The following is a 26,799-nucleotide window of genomic DNA, read 5'->3' on the forward strand; positions in this document are numbered from 1 at the left end:
GTCCAAGGAGTGCCATGACCATCCCCCGACGCCGACACCGACGCCGCCGTCCGACCCTCGCGGTGGCCACCGCGACGGTGTCGCTCCTCGCCCTCGCCGGGTGCGCGGCGCCGGATACCGCTTCGCCCGAGGCCTACACCGAGTGGGACCAGGTGCTCCAGGACGCGCGCGGGCAGACGGTGCAGCTGTGGATGTACGGCGGTGATGACCAGGGGAACGCGTACGTCGACGACGTGCTCGCCCCCGCCGTGGCGGAGTACGGCGTGACGCTCGAGCGCGTCCCCGTGACGGACACACGGGACGCGCTGAACCGCGTCTTCACCGAACTCCAGGCCGGACGCGACGACGGGTCGGTCGACCTCGTGTGGGTGAACGGCGACAACTTCCGCACGGGCAAGGAAGCCGGCGCCTGGCGGTGCGATTGGACGGGTCTGCTCCCGTCCATGGCGAACACCGACCCGAACGATCCCCTGCTGCAGTCCGACTTCGGCACGCCGGTGGACGGCTGCGAGGCACCGTGGCACAAGGCGCAGTTCACGCTGGTCTACGACGCCGCCGCGGTGCCCGACCCGCCGACGACGTTGGCCGGGGTGCTGGACTGGGCCGCCGCCCACCCGGGCCGCTTCACCTACCCGGCGCCGCCGGACTTCACCGGCTCCGTCTTCGTGCGCGAGGTGCTCGCCAGCGTGTCCGGCGGAGCCGACGCGGTGCCGACCGCCTTCTCGCAGGATGCCTATGATAAGCTGACGCCCGCGCTGTGGGACCGGCTCGCGGCGCTGGCGCCGAACCCGTGGCGCGGTGGGGACACCTACCCCGCGAACGAGTCCGAGCTCGGCCAGCTCTTCGCCGACCGGCAGATCGACATGACGATGACGTACGGGCCGGCGACGCTCACCGGACTCGTGGCCGACGGAACGTACCCCGCCGACACGCGCGTGCTCACGCTCGAGGACGGCACGGTCGGCAACGCCAGCTTCCTCGGTCTCCCCGTGAACTCGGACGCCGCCGCCGGGGCCATGGTCGTGGCCGACGTCGCGCTCTCGGCGGAGCAGCAGGCCAAGAAGGCGGAGCCCGACGTGTGGGGCCAGTTCCCCGTCCTCGATCTGGGCGCCCTCTCGGCCGAGGACCGTGCCCTGTTCGACGCGCTCCCGTCGTCACCGGTCGTCCCGTCGTACGACGTGCTCTCCCGCAACGCACACGGTGAGCTCGCCGCCGAGTGGGTGCCCGCGCTCGACGACGGCTGGCGGCAGAACGTGCTCTCGCGGTGACCTGGGTCCCGGTCGCCGGGCGCGCCGGCACCGCACGAGAGCGCGTGCGGGGGGCACTGTTCGTGCTCCCCGCCGTCGCCCTCGCGGTGTTCGTCCTGGGCGGGGGCATCCGCGCGACGGTGCTGCAGGCGCTCGGCCTGCTGCCGGTCGTCGGCCACCCCCGGTTCGGGATCGAGGCGTTCACCGCGCGGCCGGGCGAGATCGCCGCGGCGATCGCCGTCTCGGTGAGCGTGGCCGCCGTCGCCACCGTCATCGCGGTGGTCGTCGGCACCACGGCGGCCACGGTCATCGTGTCCCATCGGCGAAGCAGCCGTATCGTCGAGGCGCTCAGCGCTCTGACGGTGACCATCCCGCACCTCATCGCGGCGGCCACCATCGGCCTTCTCCTGTCCGACGCGGGCGTGCTGCCCCGACTGCTCGGCATCCCATCGGAATCGTGGGCGCCGTGGGTCGGTGGCCCGCTGTGGGGGGCGGCGATCGCGGAGCTGGCGTGGAAGGAGTCCGCGTTCCTCGCGCTCATCGTCACCGGCACGCTCGCGACCCGCATCCGCACCTACGACGAGACCGCGGCCTTGCTCGGTGCGGGGCGGGCGCGGCGGTTCCGTCACGTCCTCCTTCCGCTGACGGCGCCCACGATCCTCATCGGCGCGGCGATCAGCTTCGTCTACGCGCTGGGCTCGTACGAGGTGCTCTGGCTGCTCGGACGGACATCGCCCGAACCGCTCCCGGTCCTCGCGGTGCGGCTGTTCCAGGGCGTCTCGCTCGACTCCCGGCCCCAGGCCGCGGCGGTCGCGCTCGTGACGTGCGTGATCGCCCTGGTGGCGGTCGCCGGCACCTTCGCCGCCCTGCGCAGATCGGCGGCGTGGCGATGAGCGGCGACACCAACACCCTCACCCGGTCGCGCGGAGCCGGCCGTGTCGTGCGGTGGGCGCTGGCGCTCGCGCTGTGCGTGTGGTTCGCCCTCCCGCTGCTCCCGCTCGTGCTGTGGTCCTTCGCCGAGTCGTGGACCTTCCCCGACCCGTTCCCCTCCGCGTTCGGCGGACGCTCGGTCTCTGCTGCCGTCGTCTTCGGGGCCGTCCCGGCCTTCGGGCGCTCGCTCGTGCTCGGACTCGTCGTCGCGGTCCTCGCGACCGCGATCGGGACGCTCGCCGCCCGCGCCTTGACCTTCGGTGCGGTGCCCGGCGCACGACTCGTCTCGGCGCTCCTCCTCGCCCCCGTCGCGCTCCCGCCCTTTGCCGCGGTGCTCGGCGTCAACGTCGTGCTGCTGCGCGCGCACATCCCGTCGGTCATCGGGGTGGCCCTCGTGCTCACGGTCATGGCGCTGCCCTACACGGCCTTCGTGATGCGCACCGCTTACGGCGCCTACGACCCCTCGTACGAGGAAGAGGCGCGCCTTCTCGGCGCCGGCCGGCTGCAGGTCTTGCGGCGCGTGCACCTGCCGATGATGGCACCCGCGCTCGCGCGTGCGGCGTTCCTCGCCTTCCTGGTGGCCTGGAGCGACTACATCGTGACGCTCATCGTCGGAGGGGGCGAGCTGGTGACGCTGCCCCTGGTCGTGGCCTCCGCCGCGGCGGGACTCGGCAACGATGCCGCGGTCGCCGTGATGTCCCTCGCGGCCGTCGTTCCCCCCATCGTCCTGCTCACCGGCGTCCTCGCCGTCGGGCGGGGACGCCGCGGACGCCGTCGGCCGCGCCGCCCCGGAAGACCGGTCGCTCCGCCCTCCCTCGAGCCGGTACCCGACCGGCGGCACGCTCGAACCGAAGAACCGACCAAGGAGGTGGTCGTGTGAGCGCCGATCTCGCTCTCGTCGGCCTGTCCAAGACCTACGCCGCCTCGCCGATCCCGGCGGTGGACGACCTGTCGCTGGAGGTGCGCGCCGGCACGTGCACCGCGGTCCTCGGCCCCAGCGGCTCGGGCAAATCCACACTGTTGCGCCTCGTGGCCGGCCTCGAGACCCCCGAGCGCGGTTCCGTCTCGATCGACGGACGGGATGTGGCCGAGGTGGCCGCTGAACGCCGGGGTGTCGGCATGGTCTTCCAACGGCCGCTGCTGTTCCCGCACCTCTCGGTGCTCGACAACGTCGCGTTCTCGGACCGGGTGGCCGGGATGCCGCGCGCCCGGGCGCGTGAGCGCGCCGCAGAATACCTCGAGACCGTGCGCCTGGGTGGATACGGTCGCCGTCGCGTCGAAGAGCTCTCCGGCGGCCAGGAACAGCGCGTGGCTATCGCGCGGGCGCTCGCCGCGGAGCCGTCGGTGCTGCTGCTCGACGAGCCCTTCAGTGCCCTCGACCCGTCGCTGCGCACCGACATGCACGACCTCCTCGAGGCGGTACGTGGAGCGTTCTCGCCGACCATCCTCCTCGTCACGCACGACCGGGACGAGGCGGCGCGGGTGGCCGACCGCATCGCGCTCATGGAGAACGGTCGACTGCTGCACGAGGGCACGGTCGCCGAGGCCTACCGTCGCCCGCGGACCCTCCGCGCGGCACAGCTCATGGGCGGGCGCAACGCCGTCCCGGGGCACGTGCGGGATGGCGTGCACGTCAGCGCCCTCGGAGAAGTAGCCGTGCCCGACGCGGTGGACGGTGCCGGGACCCTCGTCTTCCGGCAGGAGGACGTCCGGGTCGACGCTCCCGCGCGCGAGGAGACGTCGCTGCGAACGACCGGCACCGTCGAGACGCTCCGGCCGCTCGGTGCGCGCGGGGAGATCGGCATCCGTGCCGCCGGTGTGCTGCTGCACGCCGAGGTTCCGTCGACGTCCGGATTGCGTCCGGGCGAAGACGTCGAGGTGTCGGTGCCGTACGCCCTCGTCCACGTCGTGCCGAGCTGACCGGCGCCGAGCCGGTCATCGAGGCGCGCAGCCGCGGATCAGCGCGCGCCGCCGCCCGTCTCCCGCACCGCCGTCAGCCCCGAGGGGCGGGCCGTCACGGTGGCGCCGGGCCGCACCGTCGGCAGGGGGAGGATGCGACGCAGCTCGACGTTCTCGATCGGGTCCAGCACAGAGTGCTGCACGCAGGCCGGCACCAGGCGCCCGTCCTCCGGGTGCGACATGGCGTACATGCACGATCCCAGTCGCTCCTGCGTCTCCCGGAGCAGCGGGTCGTCGGCGACCACGCCCTCTTCCATGAGCTTCCACGCGGGGGCGACCTGCTCGGCATCCATGAAGTTGTGGATGACGAAGGTCTTGAACGAGACCTTCTTCTTCCGCGCCGCACGCAGGACGCGGCCGATACCGCCCGCTCGTCGGACGACGCGGCTCATGAGCCCGATCAGCGGGGGGATGTCGCCGGGGTGGGATGCCACGGCCCGCACGACCTTGATCGCGAGGATGTGCTTCGGGATGCCACCGAAGATCATGCCGCCGAAGTGCTCCAGGAAACGGTCGCGTGCGGCGATGTCCTTCGGGTCCTCCGGGTCGAGCAGCGGCGCAAAGGTTCCCGCGACGCGGACGCCGACGGTCGATCGGTTGCAGCGCGGATCGCCGAACTGGGTCGCCTGCCAGGGCAGCTTCTGTCCTGCACCGGCCTCGATCTTCTCCCACACCGCGTCGATCGTGACCTCGCCGAAGTCTTCGCGCCAGCGGCGGTCGTCGCCGATGAATGCCGCTGGCTGGAACGACATCATGTCGAACGGCATCTCGAGCACGTCGCGCGTCACCTGCTCGACCTCCGCGACGTTCGACGGCGTAACCGTCATGTTGTGCGCGAGGTAGCTGCTCACGCCGTGATCGCGCTTGAGGTCGACGAACATGCTCGCGAACTTCTCGCGGAACGGGTTCAGCTCCGCCTCGCTGTGGGGGCGCACGGCTCCGCGCCGACCGCGCATGAGCGAGTCGAAATGCGCGGCGAAGGAGACCTTGTCGAAGCGCGGCTTGCCATCGGCGTCGAGGACGACGTCCAGCAGGTAGTCGTAGTCGAAGTCGCCGTGCGTCATCGACATCGGCTCGCGGCCGACCGCGCGCATGGCCAGCAGGGAGCGCGCGTGGTCCTCGGCGCTGAGCAGGCTCACTTCGCCGCCGATGAGCTGGGCGTGGGCGCGGGGACCGCGTACCTGGCGCAGGTAGTTCATCTGTCGCGCGACGTTGTCGACCGTGTGGTCCCCGTCGATGCGCACCTTGTTCGCATCGGCCGAGTGATAGCACGGCGAGCACGTCAGGTTGCACTTGGGGAACACGCCGTGCGTGCCCTCGCAGCCGACGGCGCAGCGCCCGAGCAGCTGGTTCGAGGTCTTGGCGTGTTCGGGCAGCTCCGCCCACCGCAGGTCCAGCGCGCGCCGGGTCTCGGGGTGGATGGGCCGGGTGTCCAGCTCGAACTGCCGGAGGGCCGTGGCAAGTCGCATGTCGTCCTTTCGTGGCGTCATCGCACTCAGGAGGTCTTCGTCGCATCGACGCCATCGGATTGCGTCGGGTTCCATCCTGCCGACCCGAGGAGCCGACGGCGAGGGGTGGCATCCCGGATCAGTGCATGATCATGCCGCCGGTGACGTTGATCGCCTGCCCGGTGAGGTAGCCGCCCGCGGGGGAGGCGAGGAAGTGGGTGACGCCGGCGACGTCCTCCGGGATGCCGAGCCGGCCGAGTGGAGATTTCGCGCTCCACGCCGCGATGTCGGCTTCCGACCGCGTGTCGGCGCCCATGTCGGTGAGCACGTAGCCCGGACACACCGCATTGACGGTGACGCCGTGGCATCCCCACTCCTGCGCCCCGGCGCGCGTGAGCGCGACGACCGCGGCCTTCGACGCGGCGTAGTGTCCCTCGCCACCGCCGCCGTGCTTCGCGGCCATGCTCGCGATGTTGACGATCGAGCCCCGGCGCGCCTCGAGCATCACGGGGGCGACGGCCTGCATCGTGACGAGCGTCGCGCGGGCGTTGATGTCGAGGACGCGATCCCAATCGTCGACGGTGATGTCGAGGAGCGACGCGTGCTGGAAGATCCCGGCGCAGTTCACGAGCACGTCGATGCCGCCGAGGGCCGCGATCGCCTCGCCGACCGCACGGCGCGTGTCGAGCGGATCGAGCAGATCGACCGGGAAGAAGGATGCCGATTCCCCCGCGGGTGCGCGCCTGTCGAGCACCGCGACCGCAGCGCCGTCGGCCACGAAGCGCTCCACGATCGCGGCGCCGATGCCGCCCGAACCTCCGGTCACGATGACGCGCTGGGACATGGCACTCCTCACTCGGGCGTCGGGGGCGCCCGTGGGCGTCACCGTACGCCCGAGCGCGAACGGTGACGCGACGCGGGTGTTTCGACGGCGTAACGCTCTTGCGCTCCGCGTCTGCGGGGTACGGCGCGGGTCGTACGCTCGCTCTCGCGGCGCCCGCCTCGCGACCGAGTGTCCAAGACACACCGCATCGACACGGCCGCCAACGGCGTGTCTTGGACGCTCGATCGACCCGACCCTTCCTGAGGAGTACCGTGACCGACACCGTCCACCCCGCGATCACCGACCCGGACGTGCGCGCGCATCTCGCGCGGCTCGCGGCACGCGCGGGCACGATCCCCTCCGGAGCGACGGATGCCGAGGGCGACGACGCCACGCGGATCGCCGAGCTCCGCGCGAACCCGTCGTGGGTGCGGCTCCCCGACGACGACGTGATCGAGTCGATCGACACCGCGGACGGCGACCTCGCGCTGCGCCTGTACCGTCCGCGCGCCGGGCACCGCGGAACGCTCGTGTTCGCCCACGGCGGGGGATGGGTCGCGGGCGACCTCGACAACAACGACGCGCTGTGCCGCGCGCTCGCCGCGGCCACCGGCGCACAGGTGCTCAGCGTCGACTACCGGCTCGCGCCAGAGCATCCGTTCCCCGCCGGCCTCGACGACCTCGACCGGGCCCTGCGCTTCGCCGCGACCGGAGCCGGAGGGCTCGTCGACCCGACGCTCCTCGGCGTCGCCGGACACAGCGCCGGGGGCAACCTCGCCGCCGCGCTGGCGTTGCGCTCGCGCGAGGGCCGGGCTCCTGGCATCCGGGTCCAGGTTCTGCTCTGCCCCGTGCTCGACGCCCCCGACCTCGACCGCCCGAGCTACCGAGCCCACACCGAGAACCTGCCCCTGACCGCGAAAGGCATGCAGTGGTACTGGGGGCTGTATCTCGGCGGAACGTCCGGAGCGGGGGCGGATGGCTCGGCGCCTCCGCCCGCCACGGGGGCCGCTCCGGATGCCACGGTCCCGGTGCCCATCGAGGCGGCGCCGGTGCGCGCGCCGGAGCTCGCCGGTTCGGCTCCGGCCGTGATCGTCGCGGCGGGCGTCGACCCGCTCTCCGACGAAGCCAGCGAGTACGCCGAGCGGTTGGCGGCATCCGGAACTCCCGTCGAGTTCGTGCGGCGAGAGGGCGTGCCGCACCTGTTCCTCGTGTTCCCGTCGACCCCCGCGCGCGACGAGGTGCTGGCGGCCGTCGGCCCGGCGGTGCGCGCGGCGTTCGCCTGAGCTGCGGCGCGCGGCGTCGCCCGCACCGTGTCCCACTTTGTGCGATTGGAGGGGTCCTGAGTCGCACATTTCGGGACATGGAAGGGGAGGATGCGGGTCGGACGGTGCGGCTGCCTGCGTCGGACGCCGTGTGTCCCACTTTGTGCGATCGAAGGAGCGCTAAGTCGCACATTTTGGGACACGGTGATGCGGCCGGTGCTCGCGGTCCACCGGAGCCGGCCGGCGTCAGCCACACCGTGTCCGACTTTGTGCAGTCGAGGGGGCGTTGGGCCGCACATTTTGGGACACGGACCCCGCAAACGCCCCGCCGCATACTCGGAACACCGCGGAAACACGCGATTGTTACCGTCATCAACATGTCGCTTCTGGTCACGAATGCACGGCTCATCACGGTCCCGGCGGGTACCGACGACCCCGGCTACATCGAGCGCGGATACATGCTCGTCGAGGACGGACGCATCGCCGCGATCGGCGCCGGCGACCCCGATCCCGGGCTCACGGCCGACGAGATCCTCGACGTCGACGGCAAGTTCGTCGCCCCCGGCTTCGTGTCGAGCCACAGCCACCTGTTCACCAGCGGCTCGCGCGGGCTCGGCGTCGACCAGACGCTCTACGGCTGGTGCACGTCGATGTTCAGCGTGCTCAACAACGCCTCGCCCGACCAGATCTACTGGGCGACGCTGCACGGCTCGCTCGACTTCCTGGCCAACGGCGTGACCACCGCCTACAACTTCACCGACCCGCTCCTGCCGTGGGAGCCGATGGTCGACGGCAAGCGCGCCGACGGCGGCGGTGTCCTGCGCGATCACGCGTGGCACACCCGGCAGGCGGATGGATGCCACGACGCGGGGCTCCGCTTCGTCGACTCCATCGCGCTCGATGCGACCGTCGGCACCGACGACGAGATCTTCGCCCGGTTCGAGGCATCCCTCGATCACGTCCTGGCGATGGACCCGGACATCGCGCTCGGCGCCTCGATCATGGGGCAGGTGCAGTGGTCGACGAGGCCCGATGCCGCCGAGATCGAGGTCGCGGTGATGGACCGCTTCGGCGTCACCAACCAGGCGCATTTCCTCGAGACGTACGAGGCGATCGAGCACCAGCAGACGAAGTTCCAGCTGTACAAGAACGCGGGAGCTCTGCGCCCGGGCATGATGTTCGGGCACTTCATCCAGACGACGCCGGAGATCATCGCGGATGCCGCCGCCGGCGGCGCGAGCATGTCGTGGCAGCCGGCATCCAACGGGCGTCTAGCGTCCGGGATCGCGCACGTGCCCGAGATGCTCGACCTCGGCATGAAGGTCGGCATGGGCCTCGACGACCAGGCCTGTACCGACGTCGCCGACCCGTGGCAGAACATGCGCATGGGCATGTTCATGCAGCGCGCCCGCACGCACGACCCGCTGTCGATGATGCCCGAGCGGGTGCTGCGCCTCCACACCCTCGGCGGCGCCGAGATCATGGGCGTCGACGACCGCGTGGGCAGCCTCGAGGTGGGGAAGTTCGCCGACTTCGTCGTCGTCGACCCGCGGCTGCCGGACATCGGTCCGCTGTGGAACCCGGTGCGCAGCTACGTGCTCGCGTGCGGACTCCGCAACCTGAAGCAGGTGTACGTCGGCGGCACGCTCGTGAACGAGAACGGCGTGTCGACCAATCCGCTCGCCGCGGAGGCGTCGCACGTGCTGCACACGCAGCTGCCCGCGCTGGCGGACGAGTTCGGCGTCATCCTGTAGGTCGTACCGGGAGAGATGCTCCCGGCCGGAACGCTCGAGCTCCATCCCGCCAACGGACACGTGTCTGCGCTGCGCCATCTGCGATGCGTTGTAACCAACCGGTGATCGCCCGGTAGCCGATGTGTCGGCAGCCTTGTGAAGCGTGATCGACGTGCGATAAACAAAGCGAAGGGGAGCTCGCGACCGCTCGCTACCGATGCGGCGGGTGAAGCACGTGCGTTCCGTTCCTGGGGGAGACGACATGCCGCACTATCCGCGCACCCGTGTGCGCTCCTGGTTCGCCGCGACAGCCATCGCGGGGATGATCCTGATCGGCGCCGCGGTGGCGAGTCCCGCGTCAGCGGCCTCGACGCCGAGCCCCACTCCGGCCCCGACCGTCACCCCGAAAGCGAGCCCTTCTCCGACGGCGACGGGTGCTCCCTCGCCGACGCCGTCACCCTCGGCGAGCCCGACGCCTTCACCCGCGGCGACCGCGTCGCCCACCCCCTCGACACCGCCCACCGAGAGCCCCGTTGCGCCCGCTGCGCGGGCAGCAGCGGCGACCGGGTCGATCTCCGGTCAGGTGACCCTTCCCGCAGGAGTCGCGTCGTCGGCCGTCAGGGTCGAACTCCGGGAGGTCGGGTCTTCGGAGCGGATCCCCGCCGTGCTCGCCGGGCCGGTGGGAGGTGTATTGGCCTACACGGCCTCCGGCCTCGCCGCCGCGAGCTACACCGTCCGGGTGTATTCCGCGAACGAGTCCGGTGCTCCCCTTGCGCCCGAATGGTGGCAGAACGCCGTCACGGCTGCCGATGCCACGCCCGTCACGATCGCTGCGGGCGAGGACCGTTCGGGCATCGACTTCGCGCCGCAGAAGCTCGCCACGATCAGGGGGACCGTCACGACACCGCCCGGTGTCTCGCGCACCGTCGTCAAGGTCACCGCTGTCCCCCTGACGGTCGGCGGCCGGAGCGTCAGCGTTCAAGCTGCGTCCGACGGGAGCTTCACCCTGCCTACCCTGACGCCGGGTGACTACCAGGTCTCGTTCACCGACAACTTCGGACGTGTCGCGACGCAGTGGTGGAACAACGCCGCCGTCGCCGCCGACGCGGCGACGATCCGGCTCGGCTCGGGAACCGCGCGGACGGGCGTGGATGCCGCACTGCTCGCCCCGGCATCCATTTCGGGAACTGTCGCCATTCCGAGTTGGGTCGATCGGTCCGCGGGGACCATCACCGTGGACGTGCTCCGTGTCGGTACTCCGGACAGCCTGTACGCCCGCACCACGGTGAGCATGGCCTCGCTGACGTACTCCGTCGGCGGCCTCCCCCCGGGTTCGTACAAGCTGCGTTTCGGTTCGACCGGGCTCCCCGTGCAGACGCAGTGGTGGAAGGGCGCGAAGGGTCCGGCTGACGCGACGGCGGTGGTTGTCGCCGCGGGTCAGAAGGTGACGGTGAACCCGACGCTCGGGGAAGCGCCCTACGCGGCCATCTCCGGTACCGTGACGCTTCCCTCGGGAACGTCGTTCGCGGATGGAACGGTGACGGCGCAGTTCATTTCCGCGTCGTCGGGCGCTGTGGTCCGTGAGGAGAAGGTGAACTCCGACGGGACGTACATCGCGCGACTCCTCGACCCGGGCGTGTATCGCGTCAAGATCGTGGCCCAAGGGGTGCGGGTCTTCCCGACGTGGTGGACCAAGTCGTACGGCGAGTACACCGACATCACGCTCGCCGCGAACCAGAAGTTCACCGGAGTCGACGTCGCCCCCGTCCCGTTCTCCGCGATCTCCGGACGCGTGCGGCTTCCGGAAGGGGTCTCCTACCGCGACGGCTACGTCGTCGTCGACGTGTACTCGAAGTACAACCAGATCGTGGCGACGGCGATCGTGACACCCGGGGGGACCTACGTCGTGGACGGGCTGCGTGCCGACACCGGGTACTACCTGCGGTTCTCGTCGCCGAACCTGCCGGTCCGCGCCGAGTACTACGACAATGCGACCTCCACCATCACGGCGAAGAGGTTGAATCTCGGGGTCGGTCAGACGCTCACCGACATCACCGCGAAGCTCGGAGCCTTGACGACGACGAACCTCGCACGGGTGAGCTGACTCCGGGATCCCCTCGCGTCAGCGCCGCCCCACCCGCAGCACCGCTTCCCCCGCGACGGCGATCGCCGCGGCACACGCCAGTGCCACGGCGAGCGTCACGAGCGCGGTCGCGGGGCCCGTGGCATCCAGGGCGGACCCGGCGATCACCCCGCCGATCGGGACGCCGAGCGACATCGCCGCGGTCGGGTAGGCGAGCGTTTCGGTCACGCGTCCTTCGGGAGCGCGGGCGGATGCTACGAGGATCCCCGAGATCATGACGGGCGACATCAGCAGCCCGAGCAGCAGGATCGCGACGAACAGCACCGGGGTGAGCCCCTGGGTGAGGGGGAGCGCGAGGGCGGCGACCGCCGCCGCCGCGGCGAATCCGATGAACCGGGCGATCGGCGACAGCTTCCACGCGCGGGCGCCGGTGATCACCGAGCCCACCGCGATCGCGAGCGCCAGCGCGCTGAACGCGGGGCCGGCGAGCCACGGACGTCCGCCGACCTCCGCCCACCCGACGAGCGTGACGTCGAACGCCCCGAACACGCCGCCCAGCGCGATGCACGCGAGCGCCACGGGAACGACCCCGGCGGGCGGCCACACGAAGCGGGCGCGGCCCGTCGCCCGGGTCGTATCGGGTTGCGTCGCGCGCTGCGACGCCAGCCACACGCCCCCGATCACCCCGAGCGCGAGTGAGCCGAGCATCGCGACTGCGGGGTTGATCGCGGCGGCGACCGCGGTGATCGCCGGCGGCCCGGAGATGAACACCATCTGGTCGCCGATCGTCTCCAGCGCGAGCGCGTGGGTCCGCTGCGACTCCGGTGCGAGCACCGTCCACCGCGCGCGCACCGCCGACGTCAGGTCGGGCGTGGATGCACCCGTCGCGAACGCCGCGACGAGCCACGTCCAGAACGGCGCGGCCGTCAGCACCAGGGCGAGCAGAGCGGATGCCGCGAGCACGAGGCATCCGAGCGAGATCAGGATCACACGGGCCTGGCCGTGCCGGTCCATGCGCGACGACCACAGGGGTGCCGCGACCGCCATGCCGCCGACGAGCGGCGCGACGACGATCCCCGCCGACCCGAAGCTGCCGGTCGCCGCCGACACCAGCAGGATGATCCCGAGCGACAGCGTCGCGCGGGGAATCGGGCCAGGATGCCGGCCGCCACGAACGTCCGCGCCCCCGGGAGCCGCAGCACCTGCCCGTAGGCGCGCACGCCGGTGGCTTCGGCCGCGGCGGTCACGCGGCGCCCCCCTGCCGCCCACAACTCCGGCGGATCTGTGGATGCCGGTGGGTCCGGCTGGCCGAGACCCGGTTCTGCAGAAGTTGCGCGGTGTGGTGTCGCGGGGGTGTCGGCCGGGCACAACTCCGGCGGATCTGTGGATGCCGGTGGGTCCGGCCGGCCGAGACCCGGTTCTGCAGAAGTTGCGCGGTGTGGTGCCGCGGGGGTGTCGGCCCGGCACAACTCCGGCGGATCTGTGGATGCCGGTGGGTCCGGCCGGCCGAGACCCGGTTCTGCAGGAGTTGCGCGGTGTGGTGCCGCGGGGGCGTCGGCCGGGCACAACTCCGGCAATTCCCCGCCGCCGTGCCCCGCGGCGACCGAAACCCGACATTCCGCAGGCGTTGTGCAGGCAGCCCGCGCAGCGCGCTCACGCGGTGTAGTCGAATCGGCTGATCTCCTCGAGCGCCTCGACGACGAACGACACGCTGTCCTCGAACAGTTCGGCGCCGTGGGCGGCGTTCGCGCCGGTGGGGTCGCCGAGCACGCCCGTGGGACCGAAGTCGTTCGAGAGCCAGCCGAAGGTCACGGGCTTGCCGTTGAAACCGATGTGCCGGAAGTCGCCGATGTGCGCGGGGACGGTGGCCTCGAACTTCGTGGCATCCACGAGCTCGGGCCGCAGGTGCATGATCATGCTCGTCTCGCCGTGTCCGGCGTGGATGCCCGTGCCGTGCTCGTCGGGACCGCCGTCGGTGCCGCTGAAGGACGGCACGCGCGCGGCGGGCATGAAGAACGTGCGCAGGCCGAAGCGGCGGCGCAGCTCGCGGTTCGCGACGTTGAGCAGCGCGACGTTGCCGCCGTGCCCGTTGAGGAACACGAGGGTGCGGGCGCGCGTGGTCAGGAGCGACCGGCCGATGTCGACGATGGTCTGCATCATCGTCTCGGGCGTGAGCCACAGCGTGCCCGGTGCCCACGAATGCTCGTCGGACTTCGTGACCGACAGCGTCGGCAACTGCCACACGTCGATGCCCTGGGCCGCGGCGCGCGCGACGGCGGCCGTGGCGGAGGCCTCGGCGACGATGGCATCCGTCGCCAGGGGAAGGTGCGGACCGTGATGCTCGATCGCGCCCGTGGGCAGCACGATGATCGACGTGTCGGTGAGGGCTTCGGCGGCGGCGGGGCCGCTCAGTTCGGCGAGCAGGCGGCTCATGAGATGATCGCTCCCTTGCGTGCACCCGAGTAGTCGGGGTTGAGCTTGCCGGGGTTCAGCAGCCCGTTCGGGTCGGTGGTCTTGGCGAGCGCGGCGGTCTGCTCGACGTTGAAGTCGACGTTCCACTGGTGCGGGTTGTGCACGCCCACGCCGATCGCGTTGAGGTCGGCGATCCCGCGGTACACGTCCTCCTCGCTGACGTAGGGGGCGGCGAGCATGCCGATGGGGAACGCCTTCGTCGACTCGATGTGGAGCTTCGCGCCGGCGAACACGGCCTCGACGGCGTCGATGTCCTCGGCGAGCGGAGCGCCCGAGACCTCGAGGTGGAACACCTCATGCGGCTGGCTCTTCTGGTACCACTCGATCGGGTGGTTGTAGCTGAGCATCGACAGGCGGATGCTGGCCTGCGGCCCCTCGCGCACCGCCTCGACGCGGCCGCCCGCGCCCTCCACGATCGCGGTGACGGTGTCGATGAGCGACGCGTCGATGATCGCGCGCAGGCTCGACCGGCCCTCCGGGATGGCCTCGTCGGTGGGGAGGGATGCCGAGATCTCGGGCCCGTCGCCGGACACGAGGCGCGGAGTCGGGTCGAGGTTGCCGATGGTCTGCAGCACCGACAGGGTGCCGGAGAAGTCGGGGAAGCTCGCCCACAGTCCGCGCCACTCGCGCAGCGGCTCGAGCCGGACGGTGGCGCGCACGATGACGCCGGCCGTGCCGTAGTTGTGCACGTACTTCTGGGCTTCGTCGCCCTCGACGTGGACGATGTCGGCGCTGCCGTCGGCGTGCACGACGTCGAGTGCGGCGACGAAGCCGCGGTCGTTCGAGCCGTGCTCGATGGACCCGGTGCCTCCGGAGCCGCCGGAGAGGAAGCCGCCGAGGGTGGACTGCGCGGTCGAGGGGTACATCCACAGCGCCTGCCCGGCGGCCCACGCCGCCTGCTCGAGCAGGACCATCGGGGTTCCGGCCTCGGCGGTGATGAATCCGTCGCCGACCTCGATGATCGCCTTGGCGCGGGTGGTGTCGATGACGAGGCCGCCCTGCATCGGGATGGCCTGGCCGTAGTTGCCGGTGCCCTTGCCGCGCACGGTGACGGGCACACCGTGCCGCGCGGCGGCGGCGACCGCGATCGCGATCTGCTCGGCATCCGCCGGGAACACGACGAGGTCGGCGAGGCCGAGGGGGAGCTTGGCGGCGATGATCGGCGACATCGGCGACCCGTCGACGCTGGCGCGCTCGCGCACGCGCGGTTCGGTGCTGACGGCGGCGGGGCCGAGCAGGTCGAGCAGGTCGTCCTCGAGGGAGAGGACGCGGGTGGCGGTGTCGCTCATGGGTGTCTCCGGGTGACGCGAGTGGGTGGATGCCAGGTGTCGGGGCCGCGGTCGGGTCGCGGCGAGGGTGGGGGTGGAGCGGACCCGACACGGCCCGGCCCGCGCGAGGCGGACCGGGCCGGTTCGATCAGAACGAGATCGAGGTGTCGATGAACTCGTTCGTGTACAGGTCCTTCGCGGTGTAGCCGGCCGCGGGCGGGGTGCCGAGGTCGGTGTAGACCTTGCTGGCCTTGTCGAAGAAGTCCGCGAAGCGGGCGTCGTCGAAGTTGCCGTAGGTCGAGTCGGGGCCGTTGCCGACCAGGCCGAGGTCGACCTGCGTCTTGACCGAGTAGTCCGCCACGCCCTGCGTGTAGGTCCAGCCGGTGTTGTACTCGTCGACGAGCTTCAGGATGAGGTCGTTCGCGGCCTTCGGGTCCTTGTAGTACGCGACGCCGGCCTTCTGCAGGACGGGGACGAGCTTCGTGAGGCAGGGGCTCAGCTTGTCGAAGTCGGCGGCCTTCACCGACATCGACGACTGGTAGGTCTGCCATCCGGAGTCGTGGATCAGCGCGAACTTCACCGGCTTGCCCCAGGCCGAGACCTCGTTCTGGTAGACGTACGGCTCAGCGGACGCGAAGCCCTGCTGCATGTCCTTGCCGCCGGCGGCGACGAAGTTCGACGGCGTGCCGTCGTACGAGCCGTCGAGGATGTCGGGGCTGGCCAGGCCGGCGCTCTTGAGGTACTCGATGTACGCCGAGCCGTCGAAGTAGCGCCACACGCCCTTGTTCGCCTCGAGGGCGGGCTTGACGTCCTGGATCGTCTTGACGTTCGGGTACGTCTCGGGGTCCCACATCACCATGGTCGGGCTGATGTCCAGCGGCGCCATGACGGCCTTGGTGGGCGTCGTGCCGGAGAGCTGGATGGCCTCGTCGGTGCTGACGTAGCCGAGGGTGATCTTGTCGTCCTGGTACATCTGGGCCGACACGGTCTGGAAGCCGATCGCGGGGCCACCGGCACGGATCTCGAGGTTCACGCCGGTGTACTCGCCGTCCACCTTGAGCGGGCCTGTGACCGCCTTGGTGTTGGCGTCGATCGTGTAGTCGTCCTTGATCATCTCGTAGAGGTGACCGTGCTCGGCCTCCGGGTTCCAGTCGGTCTGGACGACGATCGTCGCGGGGCAGTCGGCCGACAGGTCGACGGAGCCGACCGTGAGGTCGGTGCTTGCGGGCGCCGCCTGGTCCGCGGCGCTCCCGGCGCACGAGGTGAGCGTGAGGGCGATCGCGAACGCGCCGGTGACGGCGGTCCCGCGAAGGAGGGTGCTGCGCTTCATGCTGTTTCGCTTTCTGTGACGGGTGGAACTCTCGGGTACGGAGGTGGTGCGGGAGGGGTCGGATGCCACGGCCGCGGGCACGCCCGAGGGCGCGGTGCCGTGGCATCCGGTGTCTGTGCGAAGGGTCGGTGCGGTGCGGGCGGGCCCGCGGGGGTCAGCGTGCTGCTTCGTACCAGCGGCCGACGGCGACCTTCGACAGCCAGCCGAAGAAGGCGAAGATGACCACGCCGAGGAGGCACGCCGCGAGGATCGAGGCGAACAGCTCGGCGCTCTGCAGGCGCGACTGGTAGTTGGAGATGAGCGAGCCGATGCCCGGTTCGCCGCGGCGGAAGAAGTAGTCGCCGACGATCGCGCCGATGACCGAGAGGCCCGCCGAGGTGCGCATGCCGACGAAGATCGAGGGGAGCGCGGCGGGGAGCGTGAGCTTGGTGAGCACCGTCCACTTGTTGGCCTTCTGGAGGCGGAACAGCTCGCGCTGCGACTTGTCCACCGACTGCAGACCGAACAGGGTGTTCGACACCATCGGGAACAGGGCGATCAGGATGCAGACGATCACGCGGGCCGTGAACTCGTAACCGAACCAGAAGCCGACCAGCGGCACGAGGGCGAGGATCGGGATGCACTGCAGGATCACCGCGTAGGCGTACGTGCTGCGCTCGACCCAGCGGGCCAGCGACATCGCGATGGCCCAGCCGATGCCGAGGATCATCGCGACCAGGAGGCCGGTGAGGGCGACGCCGGTGGTGCGGAACAGCGCGGTCCAGATGTCGACGCTGACCTGCGGATCGAAGAAGCCCTTCGTGAACATCTCGTGCGGCATCGGCAGGAGGAAGCCCTTGCCGGTCGCGGTGAGGATGCCCGCGATCAGATACCAGATGCCCACGAGCACGGCCAGCACGCCGAGCGGCGGGGCCGCCAGGATCAGCGCGCGCGCGACCCTGCTGCGACCGCGCGGGACCGTGGGGGCCGTGTCGCTCGTCGGGGCGGGGGTGGATGCCGTGGGCTCCGACGTCTCGGAGACGACCGGCTCTGCAGAGGTGGTGCTCATGAGTGTCCTTCCCGGAGGGCGTGGGAGACCTCGCCGACGAGCTTGGCGAACTCGCCCGTGTAGCGGATCTCGGGGTCGCGAGGCATGTCGAAGGGGACCTCGAACGTGTCGACGAGGTGGCCGGGGCGACCGGACATGACGACGACCTTGGTGGAGAGGTAGACCGCTTCGGAGACCGAGTGCGTGATGAAGAGGCCGCCGAACTTCTGCTCGACGAAGATCTTCAGCAGCTCGTCGTTCAGGCGTTCGCGCGTGATTTCGTCGAGGGCGCCGAACGGCTCGTCGAAGAGGAAGAGCTCCGGGTCCAGGGTGAGCGAGCGGGCGAGGGACGCGCGCATCTTCATGCCGCCCGACATCTGCTTGGGCAGGTGCTTCTCGAAGCCGTTGAGGCCGACCAGGTCGATCGCCCACTTCGCCTTCGGGGTGCGGATGCGCTTGGGCTGCCAGTTGAGCTCGGCGAGCAGTTCGACGTTCGACTGCACGTCGCGCCAGGGCAGGAGCGTGGCGTCCTGGAAGACGTACCCGATCCGGTCGGTGTTGACCGTCGCGGTGCCTTCGCTCGCGGACTCGAGGCCCGAGGCGATGCGCAGCAGGGTCGACTTGCCGCAGCCCGAGGGGCCGACGACGCTGACGAACTCGCCGCGCTGGACGACGAGGTCGACGCCCGAGAGAGCGGTGGTGCCGTTGGGGAACGTCATGGCGACGTTCCGGAAGTCCAGCAGCGGCGCCGCGGGGTCCGCGAGCGTGGCTGCCGGGGAGGGGGAGGCGAGGGTCACGAAACGCTCACTTTCCGGTCGGGACGAGGGTCGGAAGCGCCGGTGCGGGTGCGTCGGCGAGGGGTGTGGGGGCGGGGAGCGCGGTCTGCGTCGACACCGTCGTGCGGCTGACGACGCGTCCGCGGTACAGCACGACGCGGTCGGCGGAGGCGAACGCGACGGCTTCGCCGAGCGAGGCGGCGCGGATCCCGACGAGGTCGGCGCGGGCGCCAGGGATCGGCCCGGCGACCGGCAGGCCCATGACGTCCCGCGCGCCGGAGGTCACGGCATCCATCGCCTCCTCAGGGGCGAGGTGCCCCGCGGCGACGAGCAGGGACGCGGTCTCGAGGTGATCGCAGCGCCCCACGGGATTGAAGGGGTCGCGCACGTTGTCGGCGCCCGCCGCGACGCGGACGCCGGCGGCCTTGAGGCGGCCGATCGGCGCGATTCCGCGGGGCACGGCGTGGTCGGCATCCCATCCCTGCAGGTACAGGTTGGTGATCGGGAGGGCGATGATGCCGATGTCGGCGACGCGCACGTCCTCCGCCAGGGAGGTGAGGTCTTCGGTCGGCATCATGCTGAGCCGCACGCAGTGACCCGCCGACCGGGGGCGGTGCCAGCCGGTGACGGACCGGGCGTAGGCGGCGAGTGTGTCCGCACCGGCGAGGCTCTCGTCGGTGTGCAGGTCCAGGCCGACGTCGCGGCGCCGGGCGATCGCGATGAGGCGGTCGAGGTCGGCGATCGGGTCGTCCGCGAGGTGCGGCGCCCCGCCGACCAGGTCGATGCCCGCGTCGAGCGCGGCGTCGAACACCGCGTCGGGCACGGTCGGTCCGCCGAGCGCGACGAGTTCGATGTCCATGACGCCGCGCAGTTCCTCGCGCAGCCGCACCAGGGCTCGAACGCCGATCAGCGCGTCGTCGCCGTGGAGCAGGTCGACGTGCGTCCGGACGGCGGTGATCCCGGATGCCAGCATCCGCACCGCCGTGGAGCGGGCGCGGTCGAGCGTCTCGTCCTCGTCGAGATTCTGGGCGAAGGCCTGCCAGCTCTCGATCGCGCGCACGAGGTCGCCGAACGGGGGCTGGATGGCATCCCAGGACTGGGACTTGTCGAGGTGCCCGTGCGGCTCCGCGCCGGCCGCCGTGACGACGTAGCCGGTGAGGTCGAGGATCTCGCCGTCGGTCTCGGGCAGCGGGGTCCCGGCCGGCACCACCGCGACCACCGTGTCGCCGTCGATCGCGATGTCCACGAGCGCACCGGACGCCAGTCGCGCGTTGCGGATCTCGCTGATCGAGACGGGTGGAGCGGCGGACACGAGGACCTCCGAAGAGTGAGGGAAGGGATGCCACATCGTCGAGGCGGTGCCGTCGGGAGCGGCGAGCCAGTGTTGGTGTGACCAACATCCGGGCTGTTTCCGATGCTAGGAACCGGTCGTTTCCGCCGTATTTCCCGCTCGTGACCCTCGTGACAAACCTGCCGCGCCGCGGCACGACCTCAGTGATCCGCGCACCCTCAGCGGCATCCCGACGTCGGCGGCTGAGTTTGTGCGGATCGCTGAGGGAAGGCCGGGGCGCCGGGCGCGCTCCGTGATTCGCACAACCTCAGTGATTCGCGCAACGTCAGCGGCATCCCGTCGTCGGCGGCTGAGCTTGTGCGGATCGCTGACCGACGAGAAGGGGCGGATGCCGGAACTCCGCGCCCCGGTCCCCGCCGCGTCAGAGTTCGAGCGTGATGCGCGGGCAGGCGGCGCGCGAGACGCACACCATCATCGTGCGGTTCGCCTCCTGCTCCTCCGGCGACAGCACCGAGTCGCGGTGCTCCACATCGCCGTCGATCACGGGCACTTCGCACGTTCCGCACGTGCCCACGCGGCAGCTCGAGGGGACGACGGCGCCGTACTCCTCGACCACCTCGAGGATCGACTTCTCCGGCGGGACCACGACCGTGAGCCCCGACATCATGAGGTCGACCTCGAACGGCTCGGTCCACACCGGCGGGCCCAGGACCTTCGCCTCGAACCGTTCGACGTGGAGGCTCCCGCGCGGCCAGCCCGACATCGTGGCATCCAGGGATTCGAGCAGGCGGGCGGGACCGCACGCGTAGACGACGGTCCGGGATGCCGGGGTGCCCAGGCGCGCGTCGAGATCGAGGCGGGTGCCCTCGTCGGCGGCGAACACCTCGACGCGGTCGCCGTAGCTCTCGACGAGCTCGTCGACGAAGGACATCGTGCGCCGCGACCGGCCCGCGTACAGCAGGGTCCACGCGGCGCCCGCGGCGTCAGCGGCCTCGATCATCGGGACGATCGGCGTGATGCCGATACCGCCGGCGACGAAGACGTAGGAGCGGCCGGCGGTGGGGGCGAAGAGGAAGTGGTTCGCGGGGCCCCGGACGCGGAGCGCCGTGCCGGGGTGGGCATTCTCGTGCAGCCACACCGAGCCCTCGCGTTCGCGCAGCACGCCGATCCGCCACGTGCCGCGCTCGCTCGGCGATCCGCACAGCGAGTACTGGCGCTCGACCCCGCCCGGCAGCACGACGTCGATGTGCGCGCCCGGCGACCAGTGCGGCAGCACGCCGCCGGGCCGCTCGAGGTCGAGAACGATCACACCGTCGGCCGCCTCGCGCCGCTCGCGCACGACCGCCTCGAACGTCAGACCGCCGCTCATGTGTCTCCTTCGCCGGGGTCGGGGGCGCCGTGCACCAGTTCCTTCACGATGAGCAGCCGGTACGGCGCCCCGCCGGGCGAGTGCCAGCGGTGCGGTGTGCCCGATCGGCAGTACACCGAGTCGCCGACCGCGAGCGTCGTCTCGCCGAACGGGCCGAGCGAGATCACGATCGAGCCCTCGAGCACGGTGAGGAACTCGTCCTCCTCGTGGACGTAGTGATCGCCCGGTTCGGGGTTCGCGCCCGTGAACTCCATGGGCTCGAAGCGCCGCGGACCCTCGGCGAGCATGCGCGCGCTGCCCTCGGCGTACGGCCCGACGAGCCCCTCGTTCGCGCGCACGAACGTCGGGTGCGCGCTCTCGTCGGGGCGCGGCGGCTCGGACGCGGCGATGAGCTCGACGCGGCTCGTGCCCAGCGCGCGCGCGAGCCGTTCGAGGCTCGCCATGCTGGGGCGGGCGAGGCCGCGCTCGAGCTGGCTGAGGAACGGATGCGACAGCGCCGCCGCCTCGGCCAGCTGCGTCAGCGTGAGCCCGCGCGCTTTGCGCAGGCCGCGCAGATGAGCCCCGAGACGTTCGTCGCCCGTGGAGCCGGTGGCGGGATCGTCGGTGGGGATCGCGGGAACCATGGTGGTCATCGTCCCACCCTCTCGAACAATCGCGCGGTGATCTCGCGCTCGTCGGCGGAGACGAGGCATCCATCGTCCACGACGACACGTCCGGCGACCACGACCGTGCGCGGGCGACGGCCGGGCGCGGCCCACAGCAGCCCCGCGACGCGATCGGCGACGCCCGCGTCGGCGACCCCCGACTCGTCCCACAGACACAGGTCGGCGGCGGACCCGGGCGTCAGTCGGCCGAGTTCGGGGCGCCCGAGCCCGTCGGCCGATCCTGCGGTCGCCATCGCCAGGACGGTGGATGCCGCCAGCTGCGGCCCCACGAGCGCCGAGACCTGCATCGCGAGACGGGCATCGGCGAGCAGGTGCCCGGCGTCGTTGCTGCCGCCGCCGCTCGTTCCGAGCCCGACCGGGATGCCGGCGTCCCGGAGCTTCGCGACCGGCGCGACGCCCCAGCCCATCGGCACGTCGCAGCCGGGCGCGTGCGTCGCCGTGACCCCGGCCGCCGCGAGCCGGGCGATCTCGTCGTCGGTGACCCCGCACAGGTGGGCGAGGGTGACGTCGGGGGCCAGCCAGCCCCAGTCCTCGAGCAGGTCGAGCGGACGGCGGCCGTAGCGGTCGAGCGCGATCTCGACGTCGACGACCTCGTTCGCCTGCGTGCGGCGGCGAAGGCCGCGACGTTCGGCGACCTCGGCGAGCAGGGCGAACGTCTCGCGTGGATCGCTGTGCACGCCCGCGGGTCCCACGGCGACCTGCAGCATCCCGTCGGCGGTGACGCCGCCCGGCTGCCCGTCGACGAGCGCGGCGGCGATCGCCTCGGCCGACGCCGCGGCCTCCTGCGGGTCGTCGCGTGCGGCGCCCCGCACGAACACGAGGCGCGCGCCGAGGGCGGCGGCCGCCCCCGCGGCGGCGCGGGCCATCCCGACCGTGTCGGCACCCGACGGCCAGGTGAGGTGGTGGTCGGCGACCGTCGTCACGCCGCTGAGCAGCGCCTCGGCGAGTCCCGCGCGCGCGGCGATCCCGGTCAGTTCGGGGTCGACACCGGCCGCGGCGTACGCGCCCGCCATCGCGGGCAGCCAGTCGCGCATCGGGATGCCACGCGTGCCCGGCAGCGTCCGGAACGCCGTCTGCAGCAGGTGGTGGTGGGCGTTGACGAGGCCGGGGGTGACGACGCATCCGCTCGCATCGATCACGGTCGCGTCGGCGGGGGCGGGGGTGTCGACGACGACGCCGTCCACGGTCACGACGTCTCCGGTGCGGACGCGGCCTTCGGCCTCGACCACCGCGACGGCGTCGCGGATGACGAGCGCCGTCATCCGGCGATCACCGGCGTCGGCACGGCGCACCCGGGTGCGGCGGCGCCCGCGTGGAGGGGGCCGTCGGTCGCGCTCAGCGGGAGCGCGCTCGCGCCGCGTCGAGCCGCGACGATCTCGGCGATCACCGAGAGGGCCGTCTCCTCCGGGGTCTCCGCCCCGAGGTCGAGGCCGAGGGGGGAGTGCAGCCGGCCGAGCTCGGCATCCGTCACCCCCGCCTGTGTCAGGAGGGCCGCGCGGCGCGCGACGGTCGCCCGCGACCCCATCGCGCCGACGAACCCGACCGGGAGGCGCAGCGCCGTCCGGATCGCCGGCACGTCGAGGCGTTCGTCGTGGGTCAGGACGCAGACGGCCGTGCGCTCGTCGGGGTCCTCGAGCGAGGCGAGGTACTCGTGCGGAGAGGCGATGACGAGGTCGGATGCCTCGGGGAAGCGCTCGCGCGTCACGAGCAGCGCCCACGCGTCGCACACCGTCACCGCGAAGCCGGCCGCCGCCCCCACACGGCAGAGGGCGGCCGCGTGTTCGCCCGCGCCGAGCACGATGAGGCGGGGGCGGGAGCGCCGTCGCAGTTCGAGGGTCGTGCCGTCGCCCAGGTCGAGGTCGATCGCGCTCTCGCGTCCGGCAGCCGCGCGCTGCAGCGCGGCGCGGACTCGCGGGTCGGCGCCGTCGATCGGGTAGGCCACGACTTCGATCGCACCCCCGCACGCGAGGCCGGCGGTGACGATCGCATCGTCCGGACCGGCGAAACCGAAGCTCCCGCGCCGCACCTCGCCCGTGCGGAGCGCGTCGAGGCCGAGCATCACGGAGTCGCCCTCGACGCAACCGCCGGACAGCGATCCGATGACCCGCGCGTCGCTGGTCACGGCGAGCGTGGCGCCCACTCCGCGGGGGGCGCTCCGGATGACGCGGGTGACCGTGACGGCCGCGACGGGCGTCCCCGCCTCCAGCAGGGGGAGCAAGTCGGCGGCCAGTTCGAGCATGCTGGCGACGGTATCCGCGCCGTGTTTCGCGCACGCTACGCTGTCGTGACCATGCTCCCCGAGGCCGCTCCCGACACCCTCGCGGACCGCCCGGCGGGGCTCGTTCTCGCCGCCGGAGCCGGTCGTCGCTTCGGCGGTCCGAAGGCCCTCGCGCGCGATCCCGACGGCGTTCCGTGGGTCGAGAAGGCGGTCCGGGCGTTGCGCGACGGGGGCTGCGACCCGGTCGTCGTGGTGCTGGGGGCTGCCGCCGACGAGGCGGAGCACCTCGTCCCTGCGGGTGCCATCGCGGTGCGCGCCGGAGCCTGGAGCGAGGGTGTCTCGTCGTCGTTGCGCGCGGGTCTGGATGCCGTGGCATCCCTGCCCGCGGCCTCTGTCGCCGTCGTCCCGGTCGACAACCCGGGTCTGCCCGCGGCGGCCGTCGCCCGGCTGGTCGCGCGCTCTGCTCCCGACGCGCTCGCGTTCGCGACCTACCGCGGCCTGCCGGGGCACCCCGTCCTGATCGGGAGGTCGCACTGGTCGGCCGTGGCCTCCGGGGTCAGGGGCGACGTCGGTGCGCGTCCGTACCTTCGCGCGCACGGCGCCGAGGCGATCGAGTGCGGCGACCTGTGGTCGGGGGCCGACATCGACGTCCGCTGACGTGCCCCGCTGCGCAGTGGCATCCGGGATCTGCGGGCGTCTCTGAGAAGCGAAGGTCGCCCGGACGTTCCAGCTGCGCGGGAGCAGCCTTCGCGGGGCGGAGACCGCCGTTCTGGGCACAGGGGCACTCGAGGACGGATATTCGTCGCTGAACGCTCTGGTCGAGGGCGCGATCAGGTGATCAGGTCGGTGTCGATCTCGTTGATCTTCATAAGGAGCCCGTCAGCGGTGCGTAGTTGCAGTTGTCGGCCGAATCCTTCGTCCGTGACCGGCGATGCGATTTCAACGCCGGCCGCCCTGGCTCGCGTAGCGATGTTTTCGAGGGCTTCGTGTGATTGGAAGTTGAGCTCGACGTCCCCTTCGCCCTGTTCAGGGTTGGCGGGATGCGCCAGGAGGCCCACCTCCGCACCGCCGACGCTCAGCTGTACCCAGTCGCCGTCTCGGCTGCCTTGAAGCACATGCGCTCCCAGAACCTCCAAAGCGGTCACCGCGGAGGCCATGTCTTCGACGTGGACCATCGGTTGAAGGATGATCCGGGGCGCTGCGTTCATGCTGGTCTTTCCTTTCAGGTAGGCAGTGAAAACTTGGGCGACCAGGTCTGAGAGGGAGATCTGCTCATCGATGGAGCGATGCTTGATGTCGCGTACCAGGCCAGGATCAAGGCTCACGTTGAACTGTTGTTTCACCTCCGCAGCATGGCACCTAGAAACCTAGGTGTCTAGGTCGATCCTCGACGACCGGACGTCTGATGGTTGAGAAACGATCACGGCTCCCTTTGCGCTGGAGCGCGTCTTCTCAACATCCGTCGTGGCGTGCGACCCCAGCTCAACGATGCTGCGTTCCGATCCGGGGCGGGTCTTCGCGGCATCCGTTACGCGTTCGTTGCATTTCGTCGCGCCCGGGACTCTGGACAAATGCGCACGCCCGGGGATATGTTCACGGAGCCGTCATAATTGACGACGGCACCAGGAAGCCGGGACGAGGACGTACCCGATCCGACGCCGGGGAGGGCGCCGGGTGCGACCACGGGGGTCCCTGCAGTTCAGAGAGGAACGCAGATCACAATGCTGAAGAAAATCCTGACCGGTGCGGCCATCGCGGCTCTCGCCGTGGGTCTCGGAGCGTGTAGCTCCACGCGGCCCGCCGATGGCGGCGGAGACGCTGCCGGGGGCGGCAGCGGCGACTGCAACGTCGGCATCGCGATGCCGACCCGCAGCCTCGAGCGCTGGATCAACGACGGGGAGCAGCTCCAGAAGAAGCTCCAGGACGCCGGTTGCACCGTCGACCTGCAGTACGCCGACAACAAGACCGACCAGCAGATCAGCCAGATCCAGAACCAGATCTCGGGTGGCGCGAAGATCCTCGTGATCGCCGCCATCGACGGTTCGACGCTCGGCCCGGTGCTGCAGGAGGCCAAGGCCCAGAACGCGACCGTCATCGCGTACGACCGCCTCATCAACGGCAGCGAGAACGTCGACTACTACGCCACGTTCGACAACTACAAGGTGGGCACCCTGCAGGGTCAGTTCATCGAGAAGCAGCTCGGCCTGAAGGACGGCAAGGGTCCCTTCAACCTCGAGCCCTTCGCCGGCAGCCCCGACGACAACAACGCGAAGTTCTTCTTCGCCGGCGCGTGGGATGTCCTGAAGCCGTACGTCGACAAGGGTCAGCTCGTCGTTCCGAGCGGCAAGTCGCCCGCCAACGACGACGCGTGGGCCAGCATCGGCATCCAGGGCTGGGCGTCCGACAAGGCTCAGGCCGAGATGGACAACCGCCTCTCGTCGTTCTACGGCGACGGCAAGAAGGTCAACGTCGTCCTGTCGCCCAACGACAGCCTCGCCATCGGTATCGAGGCATCCCTGAAGTCGGCCGGCTACACCGCCGGTGCGGACTACCCGATCATCACGGGTCAGGATGCCGACAAGGCCAACGTCAAGGCGATCCTCGAGGGTCTGCAGGCGATGACGGTCTGGAAGGACACCCGCGCCCTGGGTGACCGCGTCTTCCAGATGATCCAGGAGATCAAGGACGGCAAGACCGTCGAGGTCAACGACACCAAGACCTACGACAACGGCAAGAAGGTCGTCCCGTCGTACCTGCTGACGCCTGAGGTCGTCGTCAAGGACGACGTGCAGTCCAAGCTCATCGACTCGGGCTTCCTGAAGGCCTCCGACGTCGGGCTCTGATCCGCAACTGCGGCGGGGCGGGTTCGCCCGCCCAGCCGCTCTCTCTGTCGCCCAC

General features: G+C 71.1%; 24 protein-coding genes. 9 read left to right on the plus strand and 15 right to left on the minus strand.

All coding sequences use genetic code 11. The annotated features are described in order from the left end of the window. Window positions 1-14 precede the first annotated feature (14 nt). From AVW09_RS11485 to AVW09_RS11500, 4 genes are read left to right on the plus strand one after another with little or no spacing between them, the layout of a single operon-like run. Window positions 15-1,268: an ABC transporter substrate-binding protein gene (locus AVW09_RS11485; RefSeq protein WP_063258209.1), complete on the plus strand. Its 1,254-nt coding sequence runs from the start codon at window positions 15-17 to the stop codon at window positions 1,266-1,268. Next, window positions 1,265-2,140, plus strand: coding sequence for an ABC transporter permease (locus AVW09_RS11490; RefSeq protein ID WP_231901826.1), 876 nt, complete (start codon window positions 1,265-1,267; stop codon window positions 2,138-2,140). The genes AVW09_RS11485 and AVW09_RS11490 overlap by 4 nt, the downstream gene beginning before the upstream one ends. Then, a complete protein-coding gene (locus tag AVW09_RS11495) occupies window positions 2,137-3,057 on the plus strand; it encodes an ABC transporter permease (RefSeq protein WP_082822941.1) in 921 nt (306 codons plus the stop codon). The genes AVW09_RS11490 and AVW09_RS11495 overlap by 4 nt, the downstream gene beginning before the upstream one ends. Further along, complete coding sequence (locus tag AVW09_RS11500; protein WP_063258210.1) at window positions 3,054-4,097, plus strand: ABC transporter ATP-binding protein; 1,044 nt, start codon at window positions 3,054-3,056, stop codon at window positions 4,095-4,097. Before AVW09_RS11495 ends, AVW09_RS11500 begins: the two co-directional genes overlap by 4 nt. Window positions 4,098-4,135: 38 nt before the next feature. Here AVW09_RS11500 and AVW09_RS11505 read toward each other — a convergent pair whose 3' ends face one another. Both AVW09_RS11505 and AVW09_RS11510 read right to left on the minus strand, forming a co-directional pair. Next, window positions 4,136-5,605: a hypothetical protein gene (locus AVW09_RS11505; protein WP_197462616.1), complete on the minus strand. Its 1,470-nt coding sequence runs from the start codon at window positions 5,603-5,605 to the stop codon at window positions 4,136-4,138. A gap of 118 nt (window positions 5,606-5,723) precedes the next feature. Next, the gene (locus AVW09_RS11510) at window positions 5,724-6,428 is read right to left on the minus strand and encodes an SDR family NAD(P)-dependent oxidoreductase (protein WP_063258211.1); all 705 of its coding nucleotides are present in this window, start codon (window positions 6,426-6,428) and stop codon (window positions 5,724-5,726) included. A gap of 251 nt (window positions 6,429-6,679) precedes the next feature. Between AVW09_RS11510 and AVW09_RS11515 the strand changes: the two genes are divergently transcribed. Continuing rightward, on the plus strand, window positions 6,680-7,690 hold the full coding sequence (locus tag AVW09_RS11515) for an alpha/beta hydrolase (RefSeq protein ID WP_063258212.1): 1,011 nt from the start codon (window positions 6,680-6,682) through the stop codon (window positions 7,688-7,690). A gap of 356 nt (window positions 7,691-8,046) precedes the next feature. Then, the gene (locus tag AVW09_RS11520) at window positions 8,047-9,423 is read left to right on the plus strand and encodes an amidohydrolase family protein (protein ID WP_063258213.1); all 1,377 of its coding nucleotides are present in this window, start codon (window positions 8,047-8,049) and stop codon (window positions 9,421-9,423) included. Window positions 9,424-9,672: 249 nt separating this feature from the next. On the opposite strand, the gene AVW09_RS17720 is transcribed toward AVW09_RS11520, so the two are convergent. Then, on the minus strand, window positions 9,673-9,924 hold the full coding sequence (locus tag AVW09_RS17720) for a hypothetical protein (RefSeq protein ID WP_156496074.1): 252 nt from the start codon (window positions 9,922-9,924) through the stop codon (window positions 9,673-9,675). Window positions 9,925-10,093: 169 nt separating this feature from the next. Between AVW09_RS17720 and AVW09_RS11530 the strand changes: the two genes are divergently transcribed. Then, window positions 10,094-11,506 carry a carboxypeptidase-like regulatory domain-containing protein gene (locus AVW09_RS11530; RefSeq protein ID WP_063258214.1) on the plus strand — a complete coding sequence of 471 codons (1,413 nt, stop codon included), beginning with the start codon at window positions 10,094-10,096 and terminating at the stop codon, window positions 11,504-11,506. 18 nt (window positions 11,507-11,524) lie between these two features. Here AVW09_RS11530 and AVW09_RS11535 read toward each other — a convergent pair whose 3' ends face one another. From AVW09_RS11535 to AVW09_RS11585, 11 genes are all read right to left on the minus strand, one after another. Then, window positions 11,525-12,595 carry an MFS transporter gene (locus AVW09_RS11535; RefSeq protein ID WP_063258215.1) on the minus strand — a complete coding sequence of 357 codons (1,071 nt, stop codon included), beginning with the start codon at window positions 12,593-12,595 and terminating at the stop codon, window positions 11,525-11,527. Between the two features lie 543 nt (window positions 12,596-13,138). Beyond that, window positions 13,139-13,918, minus strand: coding sequence for a creatininase family protein (locus AVW09_RS11540; protein WP_063258216.1), 780 nt, complete (start codon window positions 13,916-13,918; stop codon window positions 13,139-13,141). Beyond that, window positions 13,915-15,246 (minus strand): FAD-binding oxidoreductase, encoded by a 1,332-nt coding sequence (locus AVW09_RS11545; RefSeq protein ID WP_063258217.1) that lies wholly within the window; start codon window positions 15,244-15,246, stop codon window positions 13,915-13,917. Before AVW09_RS11545 ends, AVW09_RS11540 begins: the two co-directional genes overlap by 4 nt. A 127-nt stretch (window positions 15,247-15,373) precedes the next feature. Continuing rightward, window positions 15,374-16,555: a hypothetical protein gene (locus tag AVW09_RS11550; RefSeq protein ID WP_063258218.1), complete on the minus strand. Its 1,182-nt coding sequence runs from the start codon at window positions 16,553-16,555 to the stop codon at window positions 15,374-15,376. A gap of 154 nt (window positions 16,556-16,709) precedes the next feature. Continuing rightward, window positions 16,710-17,603, minus strand: coding sequence for an ABC transporter permease (locus AVW09_RS11555; protein ID WP_063258219.1), 894 nt, complete (start codon window positions 17,601-17,603; stop codon window positions 16,710-16,712). Continuing rightward, on the minus strand, window positions 17,600-18,379 hold the full coding sequence (locus AVW09_RS11560) for an ABC transporter ATP-binding protein (protein WP_197462617.1): 780 nt from the start codon (window positions 18,377-18,379) through the stop codon (window positions 17,600-17,602). Before AVW09_RS11560 ends, AVW09_RS11555 begins: the two co-directional genes overlap by 4 nt. A gap of 7 nt (window positions 18,380-18,386) precedes the next feature. Then, window positions 18,387-19,670 (minus strand): amidohydrolase family protein, encoded by a 1,284-nt coding sequence (locus AVW09_RS11565; RefSeq protein ID WP_063258220.1) that lies wholly within the window; start codon window positions 19,668-19,670, stop codon window positions 18,387-18,389. 400 nt (window positions 19,671-20,070) lie between these two features. After that, complete coding sequence (locus tag AVW09_RS11570; RefSeq protein ID WP_063258221.1) at window positions 20,071-21,018, minus strand: PDR/VanB family oxidoreductase; 948 nt, start codon at window positions 21,016-21,018, stop codon at window positions 20,071-20,073. Then, window positions 21,015-21,650, minus strand: a complete 636-nt coding sequence (locus tag AVW09_RS11575) for a helix-turn-helix domain-containing protein (RefSeq protein WP_063258222.1) — start codon at window positions 21,648-21,650, stop codon at window positions 21,015-21,017. Before AVW09_RS11575 ends, AVW09_RS11570 begins: the two co-directional genes overlap by 4 nt. After that, window positions 21,647-22,945, minus strand: a complete 1,299-nt coding sequence (locus tag AVW09_RS11580; protein WP_063258229.1) for an amidohydrolase family protein — start codon at window positions 22,943-22,945, stop codon at window positions 21,647-21,649. Before AVW09_RS11580 ends, AVW09_RS11575 begins: the two co-directional genes overlap by 4 nt. After that, complete coding sequence (locus AVW09_RS11585; protein ID WP_063258223.1) at window positions 22,942-23,922, minus strand: XdhC family protein; 981 nt, start codon at window positions 23,920-23,922, stop codon at window positions 22,942-22,944. Before AVW09_RS11585 ends, AVW09_RS11580 begins: the two co-directional genes overlap by 4 nt. Before the next feature lie 51 nt (window positions 23,923-23,973). On the opposite strand from AVW09_RS11585, the gene AVW09_RS11590 reads away from it, so the two are divergent. Next, window positions 23,974-24,558, plus strand: coding sequence for a nucleotidyltransferase family protein (locus AVW09_RS11590; protein ID WP_063258230.1), 585 nt, complete (start codon window positions 23,974-23,976; stop codon window positions 24,556-24,558). A gap of 173 nt (window positions 24,559-24,731) precedes the next feature. Here the strand turns inward: AVW09_RS11590 and AVW09_RS17975 are convergent, their stop codons facing one another. Further along, window positions 24,732-25,244 (minus strand): VOC family protein, encoded by a 513-nt coding sequence (locus tag AVW09_RS17975; RefSeq protein ID WP_197462618.1) that lies wholly within the window; start codon window positions 25,242-25,244, stop codon window positions 24,732-24,734. 378 nt (window positions 25,245-25,622) lie between these two features. Here AVW09_RS17975 and chvE point away from each other — a divergent pair, with 378 nt between their 5' ends. Then, window positions 25,623-26,744 (plus strand): multiple monosaccharide ABC transporter substrate-binding protein, encoded by a 1,122-nt coding sequence (gene chvE / locus AVW09_RS11600; RefSeq protein WP_063258225.1) that lies wholly within the window; start codon window positions 25,623-25,625, stop codon window positions 26,742-26,744. Window positions 26,745-26,799: the final 55 nt, after the last annotated feature.

The organism is Microbacterium sp. T32 (assembly GCF_001619615.1).
Taxonomy (GTDB): domain Bacteria; phylum Actinomycetota; class Actinomycetes; order Actinomycetales; family Microbacteriaceae; genus Microbacterium.